At 68.7% G+C, this 19,424-nt stretch carries 12 protein-coding genes; 6 read left to right on the top strand and 6 right to left on the bottom strand.

Annotated features, from left to right (window positions below; all coding sequences use genetic code 11):
- The 3 genes from L978_RS16955 to L978_RS16965 all read left to right on the top strand — a co-directional run.
- On the top strand, positions 1-1,033 hold a 1,033-nt coding region (locus tag L978_RS16955), incomplete at its 5' end, for an FGGY-family carbohydrate kinase (RefSeq protein ID WP_047524477.1).
- Positions 1,030-3,597, top strand: coding sequence for a GH116 family glycosyl-hydrolase (locus L978_RS16960; RefSeq protein WP_047524479.1), 2,568 nt, complete (start codon positions 1,030-1,032; stop codon positions 3,595-3,597). The genes L978_RS16955 and L978_RS16960, both read left to right, overlap by 4 nt.
- Positions 3,594-5,228, top strand: a complete 1,635-nt coding sequence (locus L978_RS16965) for a fucose isomerase (protein ID WP_047524481.1) — start codon at positions 3,594-3,596, stop codon at positions 5,226-5,228. Before L978_RS16960 ends, L978_RS16965 begins: the two co-directional genes overlap by 4 nt.
- A 24-nt stretch (positions 5,229-5,252) precedes the next feature.
- On the opposite strand, the gene L978_RS16970 is transcribed toward L978_RS16965, so the two are convergent.
- Positions 5,253-5,498, bottom strand: a complete 246-nt coding sequence (locus L978_RS16970) for a hypothetical protein (RefSeq protein WP_047524493.1) — start codon at positions 5,496-5,498, stop codon at positions 5,253-5,255.
- 301 nt (positions 5,499-5,799) lie between these two features.
- Here L978_RS16970 and L978_RS19180 point away from each other — a divergent pair, with 301 nt between their 5' ends.
- On the top strand, positions 5,800-6,933 hold the full coding sequence (locus L978_RS19180) for an endo-beta-N-acetylglucosaminidase H (RefSeq protein WP_231555092.1): 1,134 nt from the start codon (positions 5,800-5,802) through the stop codon (positions 6,931-6,933).
- Here L978_RS19180 and L978_RS16980 read toward each other — a convergent pair whose 3' ends face one another.
- The 4 genes from L978_RS16980 to L978_RS16995 are packed head-to-tail and all read right to left on the bottom strand — an operon-like array spanning position 6,934 to position 13,294.
- Positions 6,934-10,134, bottom strand: a complete 3,201-nt coding sequence (locus L978_RS16980) for a GH92 family glycosyl hydrolase (RefSeq protein ID WP_047524483.1) — start codon at positions 10,132-10,134, stop codon at positions 6,934-6,936.
- Positions 10,131-11,066 (bottom strand): carbohydrate ABC transporter permease, encoded by a 936-nt coding sequence (locus L978_RS16985; RefSeq protein ID WP_081997105.1) that lies wholly within the window; start codon positions 11,064-11,066, stop codon positions 10,131-10,133. Before L978_RS16985 ends, L978_RS16980 begins: the two co-directional genes overlap by 4 nt.
- Positions 11,063-11,989, bottom strand: a complete 927-nt coding sequence (locus L978_RS16990) for a carbohydrate ABC transporter permease (protein ID WP_231555093.1) — start codon at positions 11,987-11,989, stop codon at positions 11,063-11,065. The genes L978_RS16985 and L978_RS16990 overlap by 4 nt, the downstream gene beginning before the upstream one ends.
- A gap of 3 nt (positions 11,990-11,992) precedes the next feature.
- The gene (locus tag L978_RS16995; RefSeq protein WP_047524485.1) at positions 11,993-13,294 is read right to left on the bottom strand and encodes an ABC transporter substrate-binding protein; all 1,302 of its coding nucleotides are present in this window, start codon (positions 13,292-13,294) and stop codon (positions 11,993-11,995) included.
- Between the two features lie 176 nt (positions 13,295-13,470).
- Between L978_RS16995 and L978_RS17000 the strand changes: the two genes are divergently transcribed.
- Positions 13,471-14,781 carry a glycoside hydrolase 5 family protein gene (locus L978_RS17000; protein WP_047524487.1) on the top strand — a complete coding sequence of 437 codons (1,311 nt, stop codon included), beginning with the start codon at positions 13,471-13,473 and terminating at the stop codon, positions 14,779-14,781.
- Between the two features lie 51 nt (positions 14,782-14,832).
- Here the strand turns inward: L978_RS17000 and L978_RS17005 are convergent, their stop codons facing one another.
- Complete coding sequence (locus tag L978_RS17005; RefSeq protein ID WP_047524489.1) at positions 14,833-15,864, bottom strand: LacI family DNA-binding transcriptional regulator; 1,032 nt, start codon at positions 15,862-15,864, stop codon at positions 14,833-14,835.
- 160 nt (positions 15,865-16,024) lie between these two features.
- Here L978_RS17005 and L978_RS17010 point away from each other — a divergent pair, with 160 nt between their 5' ends.
- The gene (locus tag L978_RS17010; protein ID WP_047524491.1) at positions 16,025-19,045 is read left to right on the top strand and encodes an alpha-mannosidase; all 3,021 of its coding nucleotides are present in this window, start codon (positions 16,025-16,027) and stop codon (positions 19,043-19,045) included.
- The last annotated feature ends 379 nt before the right edge of the window (positions 19,046-19,424 follow it).

Below are 19,424 nucleotides of genomic sequence, written 5' to 3' on the forward strand. Positions count from 1 at the left end.
GTTCATGCCGGCTTCCTGGCTCGCCAGGAAGCTCACCGGCGCATACGTCCTCGACCACCAGTCCGCGAGCCAGTTCTCACCGCTCTACGACATCGAGAATGAGGACTGGTACGACCCGTGGTGGAACACGTATGCGGGCGGCATCGAGAAGCCGACGCTGCGGTGGGCGGGGGAGGTCGCCGGCGAGGTGACGGCGCCCGCCGCAGCCCTCACCGGTCTCCCGGCGGGTACGCCCGTGATCACCGGAACGATCGATGCGTGGACGGAGGCGGTCAGCGTCGGTGCGCACGAGCTCGGCGATCTGATGCTCATGTACGGCACGACGATGTTCCTCGTGGCGACGGGGGAAGACACCTTGCGCACGCCGTCGATGTGGACCACGGCGGGCGCCTTCGCAGGCACCCGCAACCTGGCCGGCGGCCTCTCCACCTCCGGAGCGCTGACCGCCTGGCTGAAGGGGCTGACCGGCGCGGACTACCCCCGACTGCTCGCTGAGGCGGAGGAATCCGGTCCGGGCGCGGGAGGGCTCCTCCTGCTGCCGTACTTCGCGGGGGAGCGCACACCGATCCAGGACCCGGACGCCCGCGGCGTGATAGCCGGGCTGACCCTGGAGCACACGCGCGGTGACCTCTACCGGGCGGCGCTCGAGGCCACGGCGCTGGGGGTGCGGCACAACGTCGAGACCATGCGTGCGGCGGGAGCGGACATCCGGCGGATCGTCGCGGTCGGCGGCGGCACCCAGGGACGGCTCTGGCTGCAGGTGGTGTCCGACGTCACGGGCCTCGTGCAAGAGGTGCCGCAGACCACGATCGGTGCGAGCTACGGGGCGGCGTTCCTCGCGGCGGGCGCGACCGCCGCGCCGGGTCGGGCACCGGTCATCACGGACTGGAATCCGATCGTCCACTCCGTCAGGCCGGACGACACACGGCGCGCTCTCTACGATGACCTGTTCGACAAGTACCTGCGACTGTACGAGGGCTCGAAAGATGTGGTGCATGAGCTCGCCGCCGTGCAGCGGGGGGAATCCGCATGACCCGCGAACGACGCGCCCCGGGCATCCCGCACACGTCGCAGGCGACGGCCTTCCCGCTCGGCGGCATCGGAACGGGCAACGTCTCGATCGGCGCGCGCGGGGAACTGCGCGACTGGGAGTTCGAGAACCTTCCCGACAAGGGACGCCGCAATCCGTACTCCTTCTTCGCGATCCATGCCGCCCCGGAAGGAGGCGCGGCGGTCACCCGAGTCCTCGAGGCGAGGCTCAGCGGGCGACACGATGCCGACGCCGGATACGCGTTCGACCAGCTCGCCGGTCTTCCGCGCCTCGACGCGGCGACCCTGCACGGTGAGTACCCGGTGGTCGACGTCGACTTCACCGACCGGACGCTCCCGGTGGATGTGTCGTTGCACGCGTTCACACCGCTCGTGCCGCTCGACGCCGACGCCTCGGGCATCCCTGCTGCGGTCTTGCGGTACCACGTGACGAACCCCGGCTCCGTCCCGGTCGCGGTCACCGTGGTGGGCAGCGTCTCCCACACGGCGGGACGAGGAGTCCCCGGACCGGACGCCCCGTGGGGCATGCGTGCGACGCAGACGGTGCGATGGCGGGACGACGGCGACGTGCGCGGACTCGACTTCGGGATCGACCTGCCGGAGGACGACCCCGGCTACGGCACGCTGAGCCTCACCACCACGGACCGCTCCACGACGGTCAAGCCGCAGTGGGTCACGAGCTACTGGCCGGACGGAGCGCGTCTCTTCTGGAACGACCTGACCGATGACGGGCTGCTCGCGGCGGAGCCTCGGCTGACCCTGGAGGATCGCCCTCGCGGGCTGTTCGCCGAGCTCGATGCCGACGCGGAGGCCGCGCCCCTCACCGAGGAGGAGATGCTCGCCAAGCTCCCTCGGGTGCGTACCGGCTCACTCGGCGTCGTGCACACCGTGGCGCCCGGCGAGAGCCGCGACTTCGAGTTCGTGCTGTCGTGGAGCTTCCCGAACCGCCGCCGCGGGTGGAACGGGCACATCGTCTTCGCCGACCCGAACCTCGACGAGGTCGTGCGGAACCGCTACGCCGTCCTCTGGCCCGATGCGTGGGCGGCCGCCGCCCATCTGCACACGAACCTCGGCGAGCTGGAGAACACGACGGATGCCTTCGTCGAAGCGCTGTACGGAGGGAGCCTCGATCCGGTGCTGGCCGACGCGGTCGGTGCGAACATCGCCGCTGTGCGATCCACGACCGGGTTCGTGGTCGAGTCGCCGAACGCGGAGCTGGGTGAGGGGCCGGTCTTCGCGGCGTGGGAAGGATCCTTCGACCACGGTGGCTCCTGCGAGGGCACATGCACGCACGTCTGGTCGTACGCGCAGACGCTCGCGTGGCTGTTCCCCTCTCTCGAGCGGAGCGCCCGTCGCGTGGAGTACCTGCTCGAGACCGATGCGGCCGGCGCGCAGAAGTTCCGCGGCAATCGCGTCTTCGGCGGACCCTCCTGGTTCATGGGGCCTGCCGTCGACGGACAGCTGGGCACGCTCCTGCGCCTGCATCGTGAGTGGCGGTTCAGCGGTGACGACGACTTCCTCCGCGAGCTCTGGCCGGCCGCCGCCCGCACTCTCGACTATGCGATCCGCGAATGGGACCGCGACGGGGACGGGCTGCTCGACGGGGAGCTGCACAACACCTACGACATCGAGTTCCACGGTGCCGAGCCGCTCGCCAACGGCGTCTACCTCGCGGCCCTCCGCGCCGGGGCTCGGATGGCCGCCCACCTCGGCGAGCGCGCGCGCGCGGAAGGGTGGTCCGCGCGGGCCGACCACGTCGCTGCGGCGATGGACGAGACCCTGTGGAACGGGGAGTACTACCGCCAGGTCATCGACGACGTCGACGCGCACCGCTACCAGTACGGTGACGGCATCCTCACGGACCAGCTCCTCGGACAGTTCCACGCCTTCGTGAACGGACTCGGCTACATCCTCCCCGCCGACCGGGTCGGGTCCGCACTCGCCGCGATCGTCGCGCACAACCATCGGGACGACCTGAAGGCCCACGAGAGCACGCAGCGGGTGTATGCCCTGAACGACGAAGGAGGGCTGCTGCTGGCGTCGTGGCCGCGCGGCGGTCGACCGTCGATTCCGTTCGTCTACTCCGACGAGGTCTGGACGGGCATCGAGCATCAGGTCGCCGCCTCGCTCCTCTACGCCGGTCGGGTCGAGGACGCGCTCCGCATCGAGCGTTCCCTGCGTGCCCGATACGACGGGACCCACCGCAATCCGTGGAACGAGATCGAATGCGGCAACCACTACGCCCGGTCGCTCGCGTCCTGGGCCCTGCTCCTCGCGGCGAGCGGGGTGCAGTGGGATGCCCCGACGCGTGTGCTGTCGTTCGCCCCGGCGGTCCCGGGGCCGTTCCGCAGCCTGTTCACGACGGGTACCGGCTGGGGACGCGTCGAGATCGACGACCACGCTCTGACCGTCCATGTCGACGGCGGTGTCCTCGACGTCGGCGAACTGCAGCTGTCCGGCGAGACCATCGGCCGCGATATCCGACTCCGAGCGGGCGCGTCGCACCGCTCCCCGCTCACCCCGACCCCAACACCGGAGGAATCATGACCACCTACACCCTGCCGGCCCCGGCATCGCGTCCGGCTGCTGCCCCGAAGACGGCCTACCTCATCACCTCGGGTGATCTGCGAGAGTCGGCGAACGTCGCGGGCTGGCCCACCCAGGTCGAGCTCGAGACCGGGGTCACCGGTGTGCTCGACGACCTCGGATGGCAGGTGATCCGTCCCTTCGGCGTCGATCCCGCCACCGGTCACGGGTTCATCTCCAGCCAGCGCATGGGGCTCGAGGTCTTCCGGAGCATCCCGGTCGACGCGCCTCTGATCGTCGCGATCGCCAACTGGCAGTACTCCCACCATGTGCTCGCCGGTCTCCGCACCCACGAGGGCCCGATCCTCACGGTCGCGAACTTCGCCGGCGACTGGCCCGGCCTCGTCGGCCTCCTCGGCTTGAACGCGGGCCTCACCAAGATGGGCAAGCCCTACGCCACGACCTGGTCGGTCGACTTCACCGACGAGTGGTTCCGCAACGGCATCCGGGAGTGGACCGAGACGGGCTCCATCGCGCACGACGCCTCGCACGTGCGTCCCCTGCCGGAGCTGCCGGACAGCCCCGAGAAGCAGTTGGGCGAGGCGCTCGCCGCGGAGCTGCTCGCCGAGAAGGCCATCATCGGCGTGTTCGACGAGGGCTGCATGGGCATGTACAACGCGATCTTCGACGACGAGCTGCTCAACAAGACGGGCATCTACAAGGAGCGGCTGTCGCAGTCGGCGCTCTACGCCGAGATGCTCACCGTCACCGAAGACGAGGCGGACGCCGCGTACGACTGGCTGATCGATGCGGGCATGACGTTCCGCTTCGGGCCGGATGCCGCCACCGAGCTCACGCGCGAGCAGGTGCAGTGGCAGTTGAAGATGTACATCGCCGCGCTTCGTATCGCGGACGACTTCGGCCTCGACGCCGTCGGGATCCAGTACCAGCAGGGTCTGAAGGACCTGGTGCCGGCGTCCGACCTGGCCGAGGGCATCCTGAACTCGACGGAGCGCCCGCCGGTGAGGTCGCGCGACGGTGCCCGGGTGCTGCACGAGGGACGCGCCTTCCCGCACTTCAACGAAGCGGATGAGGGCGTGGCGGTCGACGCGCTGGTGACCGACCGCGTGTGGCGTGCGATGGGACTCGTGCCGGACAACACGCTGCACGACGTGCGGTGGGGTGAGGACTACGACGGGGAGTTCGTGTGGGTCTACGAGATCTCCGGCTCCGTCCCCGCCTCGCACCTGGGCGGGTGGCAGAACGCGGAGGGATGGCGTCAGGGCCACGTGTTCTTCCCGGCGGGCGGTGCGACGATCAACGGGGTCTCCCAGCCGGGGGAGATCGTGCTGTCGCGGGTGTTCATCGCCGACGGCGTCCTGCAGGCCGACATCTTCCGTGCCTCGGTCGTCGAGCTCCCGGCCGACGAGACGCAGCGCCGGAAGGATGCCACGAACCCGGAGTGGCCGATCGCGCACGTGGTGTTGCACGGCGTCTCACGGGATCAGTTCATGGCCCGCCACAAGGCCAACCACGCGCAGCTCGTCTACGCACCGGATGCCGAGACGGCCGACCGGGCACTCATCGCGAAAGCCTCGATGTTCGCGGGGATGGGCATCCAGGTGAATCTGGTGGGCGACGTCACCCTCTGAGAGATCACGGGAAGCCTGAAGGGGTCACTGCGAGCGCCAGAACCGCACGGCGAGGTTCGTGAGCTCCTTGTCGAGGTCGTCGACCTTCGCCTCGATGCGGTCGAGGCGGTCGACGACCGCGTCGATGCGCGCGGAGAGCGTGCCGTGGATGCGATCGGTCTCGGCGCGGATGATGCGACTGAGCTGCGTGGTCATGAGCGTCATCCCGCCCAGCATGACGGCGGCGAACACTCCGATCAGCGTCCATACCTGCGGGTCGTTCAAGCGCATGCCTCCAGTGTCGTTCCGGACGGTCACGATGTCACGGTATTCCGGTTCCGGCGCGTGGAGAACCCGGCGCACGTGCACAACCCACGGATCGCTGACCGGGTGCAGGAACAGACAGGTGTCGTCCTCCGTCCGGTCTGTACGCGTTTCTACTTAAGCGATATAGTCGGCGGCAGGTCGCTCGGATGCGGCCTGATCTCGATTTCGATGAAGAGGGAGACGATCTGCCATGAGTCGGCCACATTCCAGGAAGCTTCACCGTCTACGACAGGGATTCACTGTCGCTGCGAGTGCGGTGATCGCGATGTCCTTCGTCGCGACCGCCTCACCCGCGACCGCCGCCGAGGGGGCGGAGGCAGATCCCCAGCTCGCCGTCTATGTCGAGGTGAACTCGAACGATTTAGCCAACGTCGCCGATTACACGCTCGCGGATTCCGGGCGCGCCGCCGTCGACCTCGCGATGATCTTCGCCGCCAACATCAACTACGACGGAGAGAAGGCGTATCTGCACCTGAATGATCGGGTCACCGAGACGCTCCAGGACGCAGAGAACCAGATCCGTCCGCTGCAGGCACAGGGCACGAAGGTGCTGCTCTCCGTGCTCGGCAACCACCAGGGTGCGGGTTTCGCGAACTTCACCTCGTTCGCCGCGGCGGACGCCTTCGCCGCAGAGCTGGCCGATGCGGTGACGACCTACGGCCTCGATGGGATCGACTTCGACGACGAGTGGACGAACTACGGCGCGAACGGCACCCCGCAGCCCAACGCGCAGTCGTTCGGCTGGCTGGCGACCGCGTTGCGTGAGCGCCTGGGATCGGACAAGATCATCAGCCTCTACGCGATCGGCCCGTCCTACACCACCACCGACTTCGATGCGTTCGACGTCGACGGTGTGATCGACTACGCCTGGAACCCCTATTACCCGACGTACGACGCCCCCACGGTGCCCGGGCTCGACGATCGCACCCGCCTCGGTGCCGCTGCGATCGACCTGGCGAACACGAACGCGGCGACCGCCGCGGACTTCGCCCGCCGCACGGTCGCCGACGGATACGGCGTCTACGTGGCCTACAACCTGACCGCGACGGATCAGTCGGCGTACCTCTCGGGGATCACGCAGGAGCTCAAGGGGGAGCCGACCGAGTATCGTGCTGCTCCGCGGGATCGCACGGCTCCGACCGTGACCGTGAAGCCGGGGGAGTCGTTCACGACGGGATCTCCCGACGCGTACTCGAAGGTCAGCTTCAAGCTGTACGACGCCGGCAACGTCGACAGGCTGTCGGTCAACGGTGTGCCGAAGGATCTGACCGACAACGCCTGGAGCGACCTGAACTTCGTGAAGCCGGGTGTCTTCGGTGCGGTGGCCGGAACCAACGTGCTCGAGGTGTTCGACGCGTCGGGAAACCGCACCGAGGTGCTCTTCACCCTCACCGGGTGATCACACGAGGTCGAAGAGCTCGATCTGACGGATCGTGACCTCGGACTCCGCACGCACGCGGAGCGCCGGGGTCACGGTCCGGTCGACCAGGGTGAACGGCGTCGTGCGGTCGGCCCGCAGTTCTTCCCGATGCGTCAGCGCCAGGGGCCGCCAGTGCCCATCCGGGCCGAGGACCTCCCAGCGCAGCGCGGCCGAGGAGGCGGAGCCGGTCGTCGTCACCGTGACGTCGCTGATCCCGCGAGCCTCGGGGAACCGCCACCCCACCCAGTCGCCGGGGCGAAGGACGACGCCAGGACGACCCGAGGGAGCCCCGTCGTCGAACACCCGCTCGGGGTGGGCGACGAGAGCCGAGGCGACCACCTCGCCCTCGGTCGCGGTCAGATCGGCGCACCACGGGACCGCAGGGAGGACGGGAGAGCGCCCGGACTTCTCGAGCGCGGACGCCGGGTCGTCCCCGAACGTGAGGTCGAGGACGGCATCCCCCACGAGCGCATCGATCGGGAGGTCGGCGGAGGCGAGGGGCACGTCGTCGAGAGACGCCTCCTGCAGGATGTGGGCCCCGGCGGACCGTCGCCGGGAGCGGATCCGGAGGGAGGAGCCGTCCCCCCGATCCACCCGGATGTCGTCGAAGAGCGGCGAGCCGATCCGCAGGTGGCCCGATGCGAGCTCCAGCGGGTACAGCCCGAGTGCGCCCCACAGCCACCAGGCGCTCATCTCTCCGTTGTCCTCGTCGCCCGGGAAGCCCTGACCGATGTGGGCCCCGGCGAACAGCCGCCCCGCGAACTCATGGACGAGCGGAGCGGACTGCCACGGGCGGTCGCTGAACGCGTACATGAACGGGATGTGGTGTGCCGGTTGGTTGGAGAGCGCGCACATCCCGGAGCGCAGGGCCCTGGCCTCCCGTTGCTCATGGATCACGGTGCCGTATGCGCCGGCGAACCGTTCGTCCGCGGTCTCGGGTTCGGCGAACAGGGCATCGAGGTGACGGCCGAGCCCGACAGGTCCGCCGTGGAGGGCGGCGAGCCCGGCTCCGTCGTGCACGGCCCCCACCGACATCCCCCAGGCGTTCGTCTCGACGTTGTCCCCGCCCCAGGCCCGCGGGTCGAACTCCGGAGCGAACGCCCCGTGCGAATCCCGCCCGCGGAAGAACCCGGTGCCGTCGTCGAAGAGCTGACGATACGACCGGGAGCGGTTGGCGAAGTAGCGTGCGAAGCAACGGTAGCGAGCGGCTTCCTCGGCCGGTCCGGCGCCGACGGCGAGCTGCAGGGCGAACCGGCCGAGGGCGGCATCGCTGAGTGCGTTCTCGATGCTCCAGCTCATGCCCTCGGGCGTCTCCGACGAGATGTAGCCGGTGAATCGGCCGCGTTCGATGCCCTTGCGTCCCCGTCTCGCATCCGGACCCGGCTCGCACGCGTTGCGCCATCCGCTGTCGAACGCGGTCTCGCGGTCGAAGCTCACACCCCAGCGCGCGGCATCGGCGAAGATCTGGTCGCTGGACGTGCCGACCATGCTGTCCACGTAACCGGGCGCGCTCCACCGTGCCATCCATCCTCCGCGTCGATACTGTTCGAGCTGGCCGTCGAGCAGCCTGCCGGTCGATGCGGGATCGAGCAGGGCGAGCGCCGGCCACTCGGTGCGGTAGGTGTCCCAGTAGCCGTTGTTCACGACGAGTTCTCCGTCGGCGACCGTGTCGACGGAGTCGGAGAAGACATCCGCGAATCGCCAGCGCGGCTCCGCCGCGGTGCCGACGTTCTCCCCGGCGCTGTTGGGGTACAGGTGCATCCGATGCAGTGCTGCGGCGATCCGGGCGCGGTGCTCCTCATCGGCGAGACCGCGGTAGGGGATCTCCTCCGCCGGCAGCGGGGGGATCGACACCCGGCCCAGCAGGCGATTCCAGATTGCGGCGCCCTCGGCGCGCAACTCCTCGAAGGGACGGGTCGGGGGCGCCTCGGTCTCCAGGGCGTGCCGGGCCTGGGCGACGGAGAGGAAGGAGATCCCGATCCGTAGTTCGAGCGATCCGCGTCCGCCCACATACCCGGCGACCCGACCGCGTCCGTCGTCGTCGAGCGGGCCGCGCTCGATGACGCCGTCGTCCGTGCGGCGCAGGGCGGTGCCGGCGAAGAAGCACCGGGGCGCGTTGCCCCAGTCCGCCGAGCCCTCCGGGATCCATCCCTCGAACCCGTCTGCGCCGGTCCAGGCGAGCTGGCCTTCACCGGTGAGCTGATCGATGACGAAGCCGATCGGGGCGTCGGGGTCCGCGCACCGCACCCGGAAGGCGGCAGCGTGCATCGTCGCGGCCGTCTCGATGGTCAGACCATCGCCGAGGTCCGCCGCGTACTCGTGCGGACGCGCGCGTTCGGACCCCGGCACGATCCAGCGCCGGCGTCGCTCGCGGCTCGACACAGGATCCGCCAGATAGGGCATCAGCTGCAGCACCGAGCGATCGCCGATCCAGGGACTCGGCTGGTGGGAGAACTGCAGGGCTTCGAGTCGGCGTCCCTGCGCGTCGTCGTGCACGAAGGGCCGGTACGGCCACCGGGAGTCGGCTGCGTCGGTGGCCGGCGTGACGAAGGTGAATCCGTGCGGGAGAGCCACGGCGGGGATGGTGTTGCCCCGCGAGAAGCGCGGTCCCGCATGCGTGCCGCGACGGGTGTCGACGCGGTCGACGGGGGCGGGGGTGGGATCGCCCGGTGCGATCCGTTCCTCGACCAGGACCTGCACGAAGCCGGTGACGCCTCCGGCATCCGCCTCGTCGGACAGCGCGTCGGCGCCGAGCACGAGTTCGACCGTGCCGCGTCCTCCGGTGCGGGGAGCGAGCGAGACGGTGTCCGCATTCCACTGCTCCGGCATGCTCCAGCGCGCGGCGAACTGGGCATCGGCGGTGATCGGGAAGTCGTAGCGGTCGCGGACCGCGGAGTCGTCGCTCAGCCGGGATCCGTCGTCGAAGCGCACGTCGGCCGAGACCGCGAGGGCGGCGTGTGGCGCCAGGGTCGCTGCCGGGCCGTCGGCGTAGAAGGCCCAGTGCAGCACCGTGTGGGGTGTGATCTCGATGTCGGCGAGACCCGGGGCATCGATCCGCTGCACCCCGCCGGCCGGGTCGAAGGCGAAGGCGAACACCGCACACGGGAGCACTCCCGAGCGCGGGCGGGAGGACGGGGGATCGGCCGGCCCGTCCGCCGGGAGGAGCTGCGCGGCGTTCACCCCTTGATCGCGCCCTCCTGCACGCCCTTGAAGAAGAACCGCTGCGTGAAGGAGAACATGATGACGATCGGCACGAGGGCGATCATGGTGCCGGCCGCGATGAGGCGCGGATCCACGGAGAAGCTGCTGTTGAGGTAGGCCATGCCCACCGTCAGTGTGTACTTCGAGGGATCGGACAGGACGATGAGCGGCCACAGGTAGTCGTCCCAGGCGCCGATGAAGGCGAAGATCGCGACCACGGAGACCATGCCGCGGATGTTCGGCCAGACGATGTGGCGGATGCGCTGCCACGTGGTGGCCCCGTCGACCGTCGCGGCGTCCAGCACGTCCTTCGGGATCATGCGGCACGCGGTGGCGATCAGGAGCACGTTCATCGCGCTGATCGCTCCGGGGAGGAAGACGCCCCAGAGGGTGTCCGCGAGTCCCAGTGCGCGGATGGTGAGGAAGTTGCTGGTCACCGTCACCTCGCCGGGGAAGAGCAGAGTGGACAGGAGGATCCCCATCACGATCCACTTGCCCCGGAATCTCATGCATCCCAGGGCGTATCCGGCGAACGTCGACAGCACGACGTTGCTCACGACGGTCCCGACCGAGACGAGCAGCGAGTGCCAGGCGTAGAGGTAGACCGGGACGATGTCGGCGACCTTGCTGTAGTTCTGCAGCGTGGGTTCGCGCGGGATGAGCTCGGGCGGGAAGGAGTAGATGTTCTCCTGCGGGCCCTTGAAAGAGGTGGACAGCTGCCAGATGAACGGCCCGATCACGAGGAACAGGACGAACAGCAGCAGCGCATAGCGCCCGATCAGTCCGCCGAGGCTGGGTGTGCTGAAGTCTCCGGAGCCGCGACGGCGGAAGATGCGCTCGCGCGTGGGCGACACAGGGCCGTCGGGGGACCGGGTGTCGTCGGCCGGGCGCTGCGGGGTGAGGGTGCTCATGCGGAGACCTTCGCCTTCTTCTCACGGTTCATGACGGCGATCGCGGCGAGGGGCACGAGGGTGAGCAGGAACAGCGCCACGCTGATCGCGGAGGCGTAGCCGATGTTCCCGTTCAGGCCGGACCCCACCTGGCGGATGAGCATCACGAGCGACATGTCGTACCCGCCGGGCCCTCCGGTGCTCTTGGACAGCACGTCGAGTTCGGCGAAGACCCGCATCGCGGACACGGCGATGAGCACAGCGATGAGGAGCATGGCCCCTCGCACCGACGGGATCGTGACCGAGAGGAAGCGGCGGAAGGCCCCGGCGCCGTCGAGCATCGCGGCCTCGTGCAGCTCCTTGCCGACGTTCCCGAGCGCGGCGAGGTACACGACCATGTAGTAGCCCAAGCCCTTCCAGACCGTGAGCAGGATCGCGCAGCCCAGCAGCAGCCAGCGATCGACGAGGAAGGCCATCGGCTTGTCGATCAGACCGAGGAACTCCAGCGTCTGGTTGATGATGCCGCGGCTGTCGAAGAGCCAGGTCCAGATGAGGGCGACCACGACCACCGAGGCGATCACGGGGAAATAGAACGTGGTGCGGAAGAACGAGATGCCCGGGAGCTTCTTCTGCACCAGCAGGGCGAGGAGGAGGGGGAGGATCGTGAGCAGGGGCACGCACACGACCACGTAGATGAGGCACGTGGTCAGCGCATTCCAGAACATCTCGTCGCCGAACATGCGCTCGTAGTTCGCTCCCCCCACGAACTCGGGCGTCCGCAGCGGCCGGGCGTCGGTGAAGCTGAGGAAGACCGTGTTGAGGAACGGCCAGAGCGCGAACACCAGCACCCAGGCGACGGCGGGACCGAGGAGCAGCCACGGGGTGAACCATCGGTGGGATCTCATCGACGATCCGCGGGCGCGGATGCCGGTGTTCGCGCGCATGGCTTACTGGTCCACGCGGTTGGCGTTGGCGTACTCGACGATCTTGTCGAGCTGGGCCTTCGCGTCCGCTTCACCGTTGACGGCGAGGGCGATCTGCTGGGTCATGTAGGTCGCCATGTCGGAGGTCCACTGGAACGGCAGGGCCTTCGCATCCTTCATCGCGCCGAACACGGTGTCGATCGCCGCGAGCTGCTTCTCGTCGGTGACGGAGGACGCGATGTTCTCGACGACCTCATCCCCGCCGTCCGCGGTGCCGGGAGCCGTGCCGACGGCGAGCGACGAGAAGGCCACCTGGTTCTCCTGGTTCGTCGCGAACTCGGCGAACGCGAGTGCGGCCTCCTTGTTGTCGGAGTCGGCCGAGACGTTGAGACCCTGCACGTAGAGGGGTGCGACCCCGAGGCGAGGGGTCGCCACCGTGTTCTCGAGCAGTGCGGGTGCATCCTTCTGCAGGTCGGTCGTGAAGCCGGTGCCGCCCGTCGTGAAGGCCACCTTCTCCTGGATGTAGGCCTCGGCGTTTCCGCCGTAGTCGCCGGTCAGAGCCTCGGCGGGCATGGCTCCGGCTGCGTAGGCGTCGGCGTACTTCTGGATGATCGCGGCGGCTTCGTCGGTGTTGAAATCGAACTCGCCGTCGGCATTGATGACCTCCATGCCCGCCGCCGTGAAGGTGTCGAGCGCGGGGATGGAGGACAGGAGCTGGACCTTGCCACCGGATTCCGTGGCCACCTCCTCGGCGAGGGTGAGGAGGTCGTCGACCGTGGTCGGGAGGTTGTCCTCCGTGACGCCGTACGGGGCGAGCTGTGCGAGGTTCCACCACGAGGCGTCGCTGGAGAGGTACCAGGGCAGGCCGTAGGTGCCGTCGATGCCCGGGTACGCGCTGTACGCCTCCCACGCGCCGGCGTTGTAGGCGGACTCCAGCTCGGGATCGGCGGTCTGGAGGTCGACGAGCTTGCCCGCAGCGACCAGGGGATACGCGATGTCCGGCGGCAGGTTCAGCACGTCCGGGAGCGTGTCGGCGTTCGCCTGGCTCAGGATCTTCTCCTGGTAGCCGTCTCCCGGCTGGTCGAGCCACTCGACGGTGACGTCCGGGTGCTCCTTCTCGAACGCATCGATCAGATCCTCGAAGTACGGGGTGAACTTCTCGTTCTTGAGCGACCACGTCTGGAACTGGATCGTGCCGCTCAGCTCGCCGGACGTGTCGATGGGGCCCGAGGCGCCGGATGCCCCTCCGCCTCCCGTGCAACTGGTCAGCGCCAGAACGCCGATGCTGAAGGCTGCCAGAGCGACAATGCGTGTGGGAGATTTCATCGTGCTTCTTCCTCGAGGCGGGCGATTCCGCGTGGTGTCCGGTCGAAGGACTACAACGCTTTAGCAGATGAAACCATCCGATTCTCCTTCTGTCAAGAAGTGTGTGCGATCGCCGGTGCTCAAGCGTTATAGTGGTGCAGATCCGTCCCCCTCGGGGCTTGTCCGAAAGGTCCTACATGACGCAGCGCGGCGCCCTCGATGCTCCCCTGAGATTCGGGGCGAACTACACGCCGTCGAAGAACTGGATGCACTCCTGGCTCGACTTCACCCCGGACGATGTGCGTCGCGACTTCGCGGCTCTCGCGGAGCTGGGGCTCGATCACGTCCGGGTCTTCCCGCTGTGGACCGTGCTGCAGCCGAATCGCACCCTCATCCGCGAGAAGGCGGTCGACGACGTGCGTGCGGTGGTCGACATCGCGGGCGAGTTCGGGATGGATGCGAGCATCGATGTGGTCCAAGGGCATCTGTCGAGCTTCGACTTCGTGCCGTCGTGGCTGTACACGTGGCACGACAAGAACATGTTCACCGATCCTCGGGCGCTCGAAGGTCAGGTCGCGCTCGTCGACAGGCTCGGCCGGGCGCTGCGCGATGCCCCCAACTTCCTCGGGCTCACTCTCGGGAACGAGACGAACCAGTTCTCCGCGCACACCCATCCGTCGCCGTGGCCGGTGACGCCGGACGAGGCGGGCGGCTGGATCTCCACCCTGCTGTCGGCAGCCGATGCCGCGGCGCCCGGATTCGCGCACGTCCACAGCGAGTACGACGCGGTCTGGTACATGGACGGCCACGGCTTCACGCCGACCCACGCGTCGCGGTTGGGTGCCATGACCACGATCCACTCCTGGATCTTCAACGGCACCGCCCAGCGCTACGGAGGACGATCGATCGCCTCCGACCGGCACGCCGAGTACCTGATCGAGCTCTCCCGCGCGTTCGCCACCGATCCGGACAGGGTGGTGTGGTTGCAGGAGGTCGGCGCCCCGTCGAACTGCCTCACGGACGAGGAGATGCCGGACTTCCTGGAGGCGACCGTGCGCTCTGCGCTGCGCACCGACAACCTCTGGGGCGTCACGTGGTGGTGCTCGCACGACGTCAGTCGCGACCTGGGCGACTTCCCCGAACTCGAGTACACCCTCGGCCTGATCGATCAGAACGGTGCGGCGAAGCCCCTCGGCCGACGCTTCGCCGAGGTGATCCCCGAGCTGCGGCAGCGCGTCGCGGCACCGGCGCGGGAGACGGCGATCGTGGTGGAGGTCGACGAGCGCGAGGTGCCCGTGAGCCGGGCGGCGCTGAGCCCGGGTGGTCCCGTGTTCCAGGCCTGGGTCGACGCCTGCGCCGCGGGGCTCGACCCGGCCGTGATCACGTCGCGTGACGCGCTCGATCCCGCCGTGCGGGAGGCCCGTGGCATCCGCCGGCTCATCCGCCCCGACCTGCGGGCGGGCGCGGTCGATCCTTACGGGTCGGTCAACACCGTGGTCGACGCCTGACGTTCAGGACGCCTGACGTTCAAGACGCCTGACGTTCAAGACGCCTGACGTTCAGTCGGTGCGCGTGGGCGGGGCCGTGCTCTCGCGCGCCGTGAGCACGGGAGTCGGGCCTTCGACGCTCGGCAGGTTCGCGCCCGCTTCGATCTGCTGGAGCAGCAGGGTGGCGGCGCGCTCGCCGAGTTCGAAGGTGTCGCGCGTCATCGCCGTGATCGACGGGTTGATGAGCCCCGCGATGACCGAGTCGTCGAAGGAGGCCAGCGAGACGTCGCGGGGAACCCTGCGTCCCATCTCCTGTGCGACGCGGAGACCGGCGACCGCCATCACGTCGTTGTCGTAGACGATCGCGGTGGGTCGCCGCCGTCCGGAGAGCAGCGCCCGCGTGACGGCGGAGGCGCGGGCGGGGGAGAAGTCGGTGGTGATGACCTCGCCCTCCACGCCGTCGGCCGACAGGCGTTCCAAGACCTCGGCCCGCAGCCGGGTGTGTTCGAGCTCCGCCGGTCCCGCCACGTAGGCGATGTGGAGGTGCCCGAGTGCGGCGAGGTAGGAGTAGAGCGTCTCCGCCACCGTGTCGTCGCCGATCCACACGCTGGGCACCGTCCCGTCGGGAGACGGCTTCGACCCGATCATCACGGCGCGGGCGTCGAGGGCGGCGATGCGGTCGGCCCGAGGATCGTCGTCGCGCGGGTCGATGAAGATGAAACCGTCGACCTGGTTGGACGAGCGCCACTGCCGATGCACCTCCATCTCCTCCGCGATGTCCGCCACCAGACGCAGCTGCAGACTGACCTTGCTCTCGGAGAGACGCGATTCGATACCGGCGATGAGGTCGGTGAAGAAGGCCTCCGATCCGAGGGAGCGGGCGGGGCGCGCGAGTGCGAAGCCGACGGTGTTCGCCCGCGCGCCGACGAGGGCGCGTGCCGCTGAACTCGGCTGCCAGCCGTTCTCCTCCACGACGGCGAGGATCCGTTGCCGGGTCTCCTCGCTCACTCCGGGGCGCCCGTTCAAGGCGAAGGAGACGGCGCCGGGGGAGACGCCGGCCATGCGCGCGATGTCGGCGATCGTGACGCGCTTCGCCGGACTCATAGTCCCTCACCCTACTTGATCGGTTTAGCCCGGTGGAAGGCGGATCGGGTGTGTTCTAGACTCGCCACTAGATCGTTTTAGTAAATCGGATAGCATTCATCACACGGGTTCGCGGCGACGTCCCGCGAACCTGCCCTCACCGTCGAGTCGGAGATCCCCTATGCATGACGACACCTCGCTCACCGTCGGCCGCGTCAAGCGTGTGCTGGAGGAGCGCATCCGCCCGTCGATCCACTCGGCGTCGGTGCCGCTGCAGGTCGAGATCCACGAACTGCCCGGGGAGCCGATCGCACCGGCGGAAGGGCTCGCCCTCGACTACGCCGCCGGTTCCGTGGGCGCCCCGTGGGGACCGGCCTGGGGAACCACGTGGTTCAAGCTCACCGGGCGGGTGCCGTCCGAGTGGGCCGGCCGCAAGGTCGAGGCGCTGATCGACCTCGGGTTCGACGTGAACATGACGGGCTTCCAATGCGAGGCCCTCGCCTACCGACCGGGCGGCACGGGGTCCGACCCGATCCCGGTGAAGAGCATCAACCCGCGAAACCAGTGGGTCCCGATCGTCGAGACGGCAGCGGGCGACGAGCCGGTCGAGCTGTACCTCGAGGCGGCTTCCAACCCGGTGCTCCTGGACTACCACCCCTTCCTCCCGACGCAGGAGGGCGACATCCTCACATCCTCGAAGGAACCGCTCTACCGCGCCCGGCGGATGGATCTGGCGGTGTTCGAGCAGGAAGTGTTCGACCTGGCGCTCGACCTCGAGGTGCTCTTCGAGCTGCAGGCGGAGCTGCCGGCGACCTCGCCCCGTCGCATGCGCATCCTGCAGGCCATGGACGATGCGCTCGACGTCCTCGACCTGCAGCACATCGTCGCCACGGCCTCCGACGCCCGTGCCCGCCTGGCCGAGGTGCTGGCCGCACCCGCCGAGGCGAGTGCGCACCGGATCTCGGCCGTCGGTCACGCGCACATCGATTCGGCGTGGCTGTGGCCCGTGCGCGAGACGATCCGCAAGGTCGCACGCACGACCTCGTCGATGACGGCTCTGCTGGAGGAGGAGTCCGAGTTCCGGTACGGCATGTCCAGCGCACAGCAGTACGCCTGGATCAAGGAGCACCGCCCCGAGGTGTGGGAGCGGGTCAAGGTCGCGGTCGCCGAAGGGCGCTTCCTGCCCCTGGGCGGCATGTGGGTCGAATCCGACACCGTGATGCCGACGGGGGAGTCGCTCGTGCGGCAGTTCTCGCAGGGGCAGCGGTTCTTCGAGCGCGAGTTCGGCATCCGGTCCAAGGGCGTGTGGCTCCCGGACAGCTTCGGGTACTCGCCCGCCCTGCCGCAGCTGATGCGCCGCGCCGGGTTCGAGTGGTTCTTCACGCAGAAGATCTCGTGGAACCAGCAGAACGTCTTCCCGCACCATTCCTTCCTCTGGGAGGGCATCGACGGGTCGCAGGTGTTCACGCACTTCCCGTCGATGGACACCTACAACTCGCAGTTGAGCGGCATGGAGGTCGCGAAGGCCGCCCGGCAGTTCAAGGAGAACCGGGTCAGCTCGCGCTCGATCGCCCCGGTCGGCTGGGGTGACGGCGGTGGCGGCACGACCCGCGAGATGACGGGCAAGGCCGAACGCCTCCGCGACCTCGAGGGCAGCGCGCAGGTGGTGTGGGAGCATCCGGACGACTTCTTCGACGCCGCGAGGGCCGAGCTGCCGCATCCGGCGGTGTGGGTGGGGGAGCTGTACCTCGAGCTGCACCGCGGAACGCTCACCAGCCAGCACGCCACCAAGGCACTGCACCGCTGGGCCGAGCACGCGCTGATCGAGGCGGAGCTGTGGGCGGCGACGGATACGGTGCGCACCGGTGCCGCCTACCCGCAGGCCGAGTTCGACCGCTTGTGGCAGACCGTTCTCCTGCACGAGTTCCATGACATCCTCCCGGGGACCTCGATCGCCTGGGTGCACCGCGAGGCCGTCGCCGTGCTGACGGACGTGCTCTCGGATGCGCAGGACATCGCGGGTGCCGCCCGACGCTCGCTCGCGGGCGAGGGCGATCGCGAACTGCGGTTCGAGCCGACCTCGGTCGGGCGCGCGGGGGGACAGGGGCACGCTCTCGGCGCAGCGTTCCTTCCCGAGGCGACCCCCGCTGCCGTCTCGCTCTCGCGGGAGGACGACGGCTGGCGGCTGGAGAACGAGCTCGTCTCGGTGCGCGTGTCCGCCGACGGTCTGATCGTCTCCGCCGTCGACAAGGCATCGGGGCGCGAGGCGGTCGCTGCGGGAAAGGCCGCGAACCTGTTCCAGCTCCACCAGGACTTCCCGAACATGTGGGACGCCTGGGACATCGATCGCTATTACCGCAACAGCGTCGACGACCTCACCGCCGTCACGTCGATCGAGGCGACCATGGTCGGCACCGTGGCGAAGATCGTGGTCGTGCGCCCGTTCTCGGAGTCGACCATCACGCAGACGATCCTTCTCGCACCCGACTCGCGGACCGTGCTGCTGCGCAACGAGATCGACTGGCACGAGACCGAGAAGCTGCTCAAGCTCGCCTTCCCGCTCGATATCCAGGCGGCGCACACCGAGGCCGAGACGCAGTTCGGCTACCAGTCGCGGGTGACGCACACGAACACCAGCTGGGAGGCGGCGAAGTTCGAGACGTCGATGCACCGGTTCGTCCTGGTGCGCGAGCAGGACTTCGGCGTCGCACTCGTGAACGACTCGATCTACGGCTACGACACATCCCGCGAGGTGTCGGAGGATGCGGTGACGACCACGGTGAGGCTCTCGCTGCTGCGTGCCCCGCGGTTCCCCGACCCCGACGCCGACCACGGCCACCACGAGATCGAGGTCGGCTTCGTGATCGGGGCGGACGCCGAGATCGCGACGGCCGAGGGCATTCGGATCAACGCGCTCCCCACCGTCGTGCGGGGTGCGCGGGAGGTCGAACCCCTGGTGTCGGTGCGGGGCGAGGGGATCGTCGTGTCGGCGGTCAAGCTCGCGGACGACGGATCGGGCGACGTGATCGTGCGCGTGTACGAGGCGCTCGGGCGGCGCACGGCCGGCGAGCTGACGGTCGGGTTCGAGCACCGCGGGGTGCGCGAGGTGAGTCTGATCGAGGACGACATCGAGGACGCGCGCACCGGTGGCGACCTGAGGCTCCGTCCGTTCGAGGTGCGCACGCTCCGCATCGTCCGCTGAACGGAGATCCACGGCGTGCGGGATCGAAAACGCGCCGGGAAACCGGTACGGAGGAGCGGTTTCGATCCCGTAAGCCGCCGCCGGACGCGCACGACACGCCCGGCGGTCGAGTCTGATTTGCCCGATCCCCGGGATCCGCGTAACTTATTACCTGTTCGCCCCAAACGGTTGAGCGGAGGTCCTCGGACCGGCTCCCGTCAAGCAGCTAACACCTCCCGAATCCCAGACACTCACTGAGTGAACAGGATGAAGGTGCTGACTCGTTCCCTCACTCAGGCCGAAGAAAATCGGACTTGACAACGGAGATGAGATCGGTAAGATAGAGAAGTTGCCCTGCGGGCCTGGTTGTGATGACTGGGTCGTGGGAGCATCCGATCCT

Origin of the sequence: Microbacterium sp. ZOR0019 (assembly GCF_000800925.1) — a bacterium.
Lineage (GTDB): Bacteria > Actinomycetota > Actinomycetes > Actinomycetales > Microbacteriaceae > Microbacterium > Microbacterium aurugineum.

Excerpts from the sequence above, each read along its gene's own strand:
- L978_RS17005 (WP_047524489.1), bottom strand. The coding sequence starts at position 15,864 with ATGAGTCCGGCGAAGCGCGTCACGATCGCCGACATCGCGCGCATGGCC.
- L978_RS16970 (WP_047524493.1), bottom strand. The coding sequence starts at position 5,498 with ATGCGCTTGAACGACCCGCAGGTATGGACGCTGATCGGAGTGTTCGCC.
- L978_RS19180 (WP_231555092.1), top strand. The coding sequence starts at position 5,800 with ATGTCCTTCGTCGCGACCGCCTCACCCGCGACCGCCGCCGAGGGGGCG.
- L978_RS16990 (WP_231555093.1), bottom strand. The coding sequence starts at position 11,989 with ATGCGCGCGAACACCGGCATCCGCGCCCGCGGATCGTCGATGAGATCC.
- L978_RS17010 (WP_047524491.1), top strand. The coding sequence starts at position 16,025 with ATGCATGACGACACCTCGCTCACCGTCGGCCGCGTCAAGCGTGTGCTG.
- L978_RS16985 (WP_081997105.1), bottom strand. The coding sequence starts at position 11,066 with ATGAGCACCCTCACCCCGCAGCGCCCGGCCGACGACACCCGGTCCCCC.
- L978_RS16965 (WP_047524481.1), top strand. The coding sequence starts at position 3,594 with ATGACCACCTACACCCTGCCGGCCCCGGCATCGCGTCCGGCTGCTGCC.
- L978_RS17000 (WP_047524487.1), top strand. The coding sequence starts at position 13,471 with ATGACGCAGCGCGGCGCCCTCGATGCTCCCCTGAGATTCGGGGCGAAC.
- L978_RS16995 (WP_047524485.1), bottom strand. The coding sequence starts at position 13,294 with ATGAAATCTCCCACACGCATTGTCGCTCTGGCAGCCTTCAGCATCGGC.
- L978_RS16960 (WP_047524479.1), top strand. The coding sequence starts at position 1,030 with ATGACCCGCGAACGACGCGCCCCGGGCATCCCGCACACGTCGCAGGCG.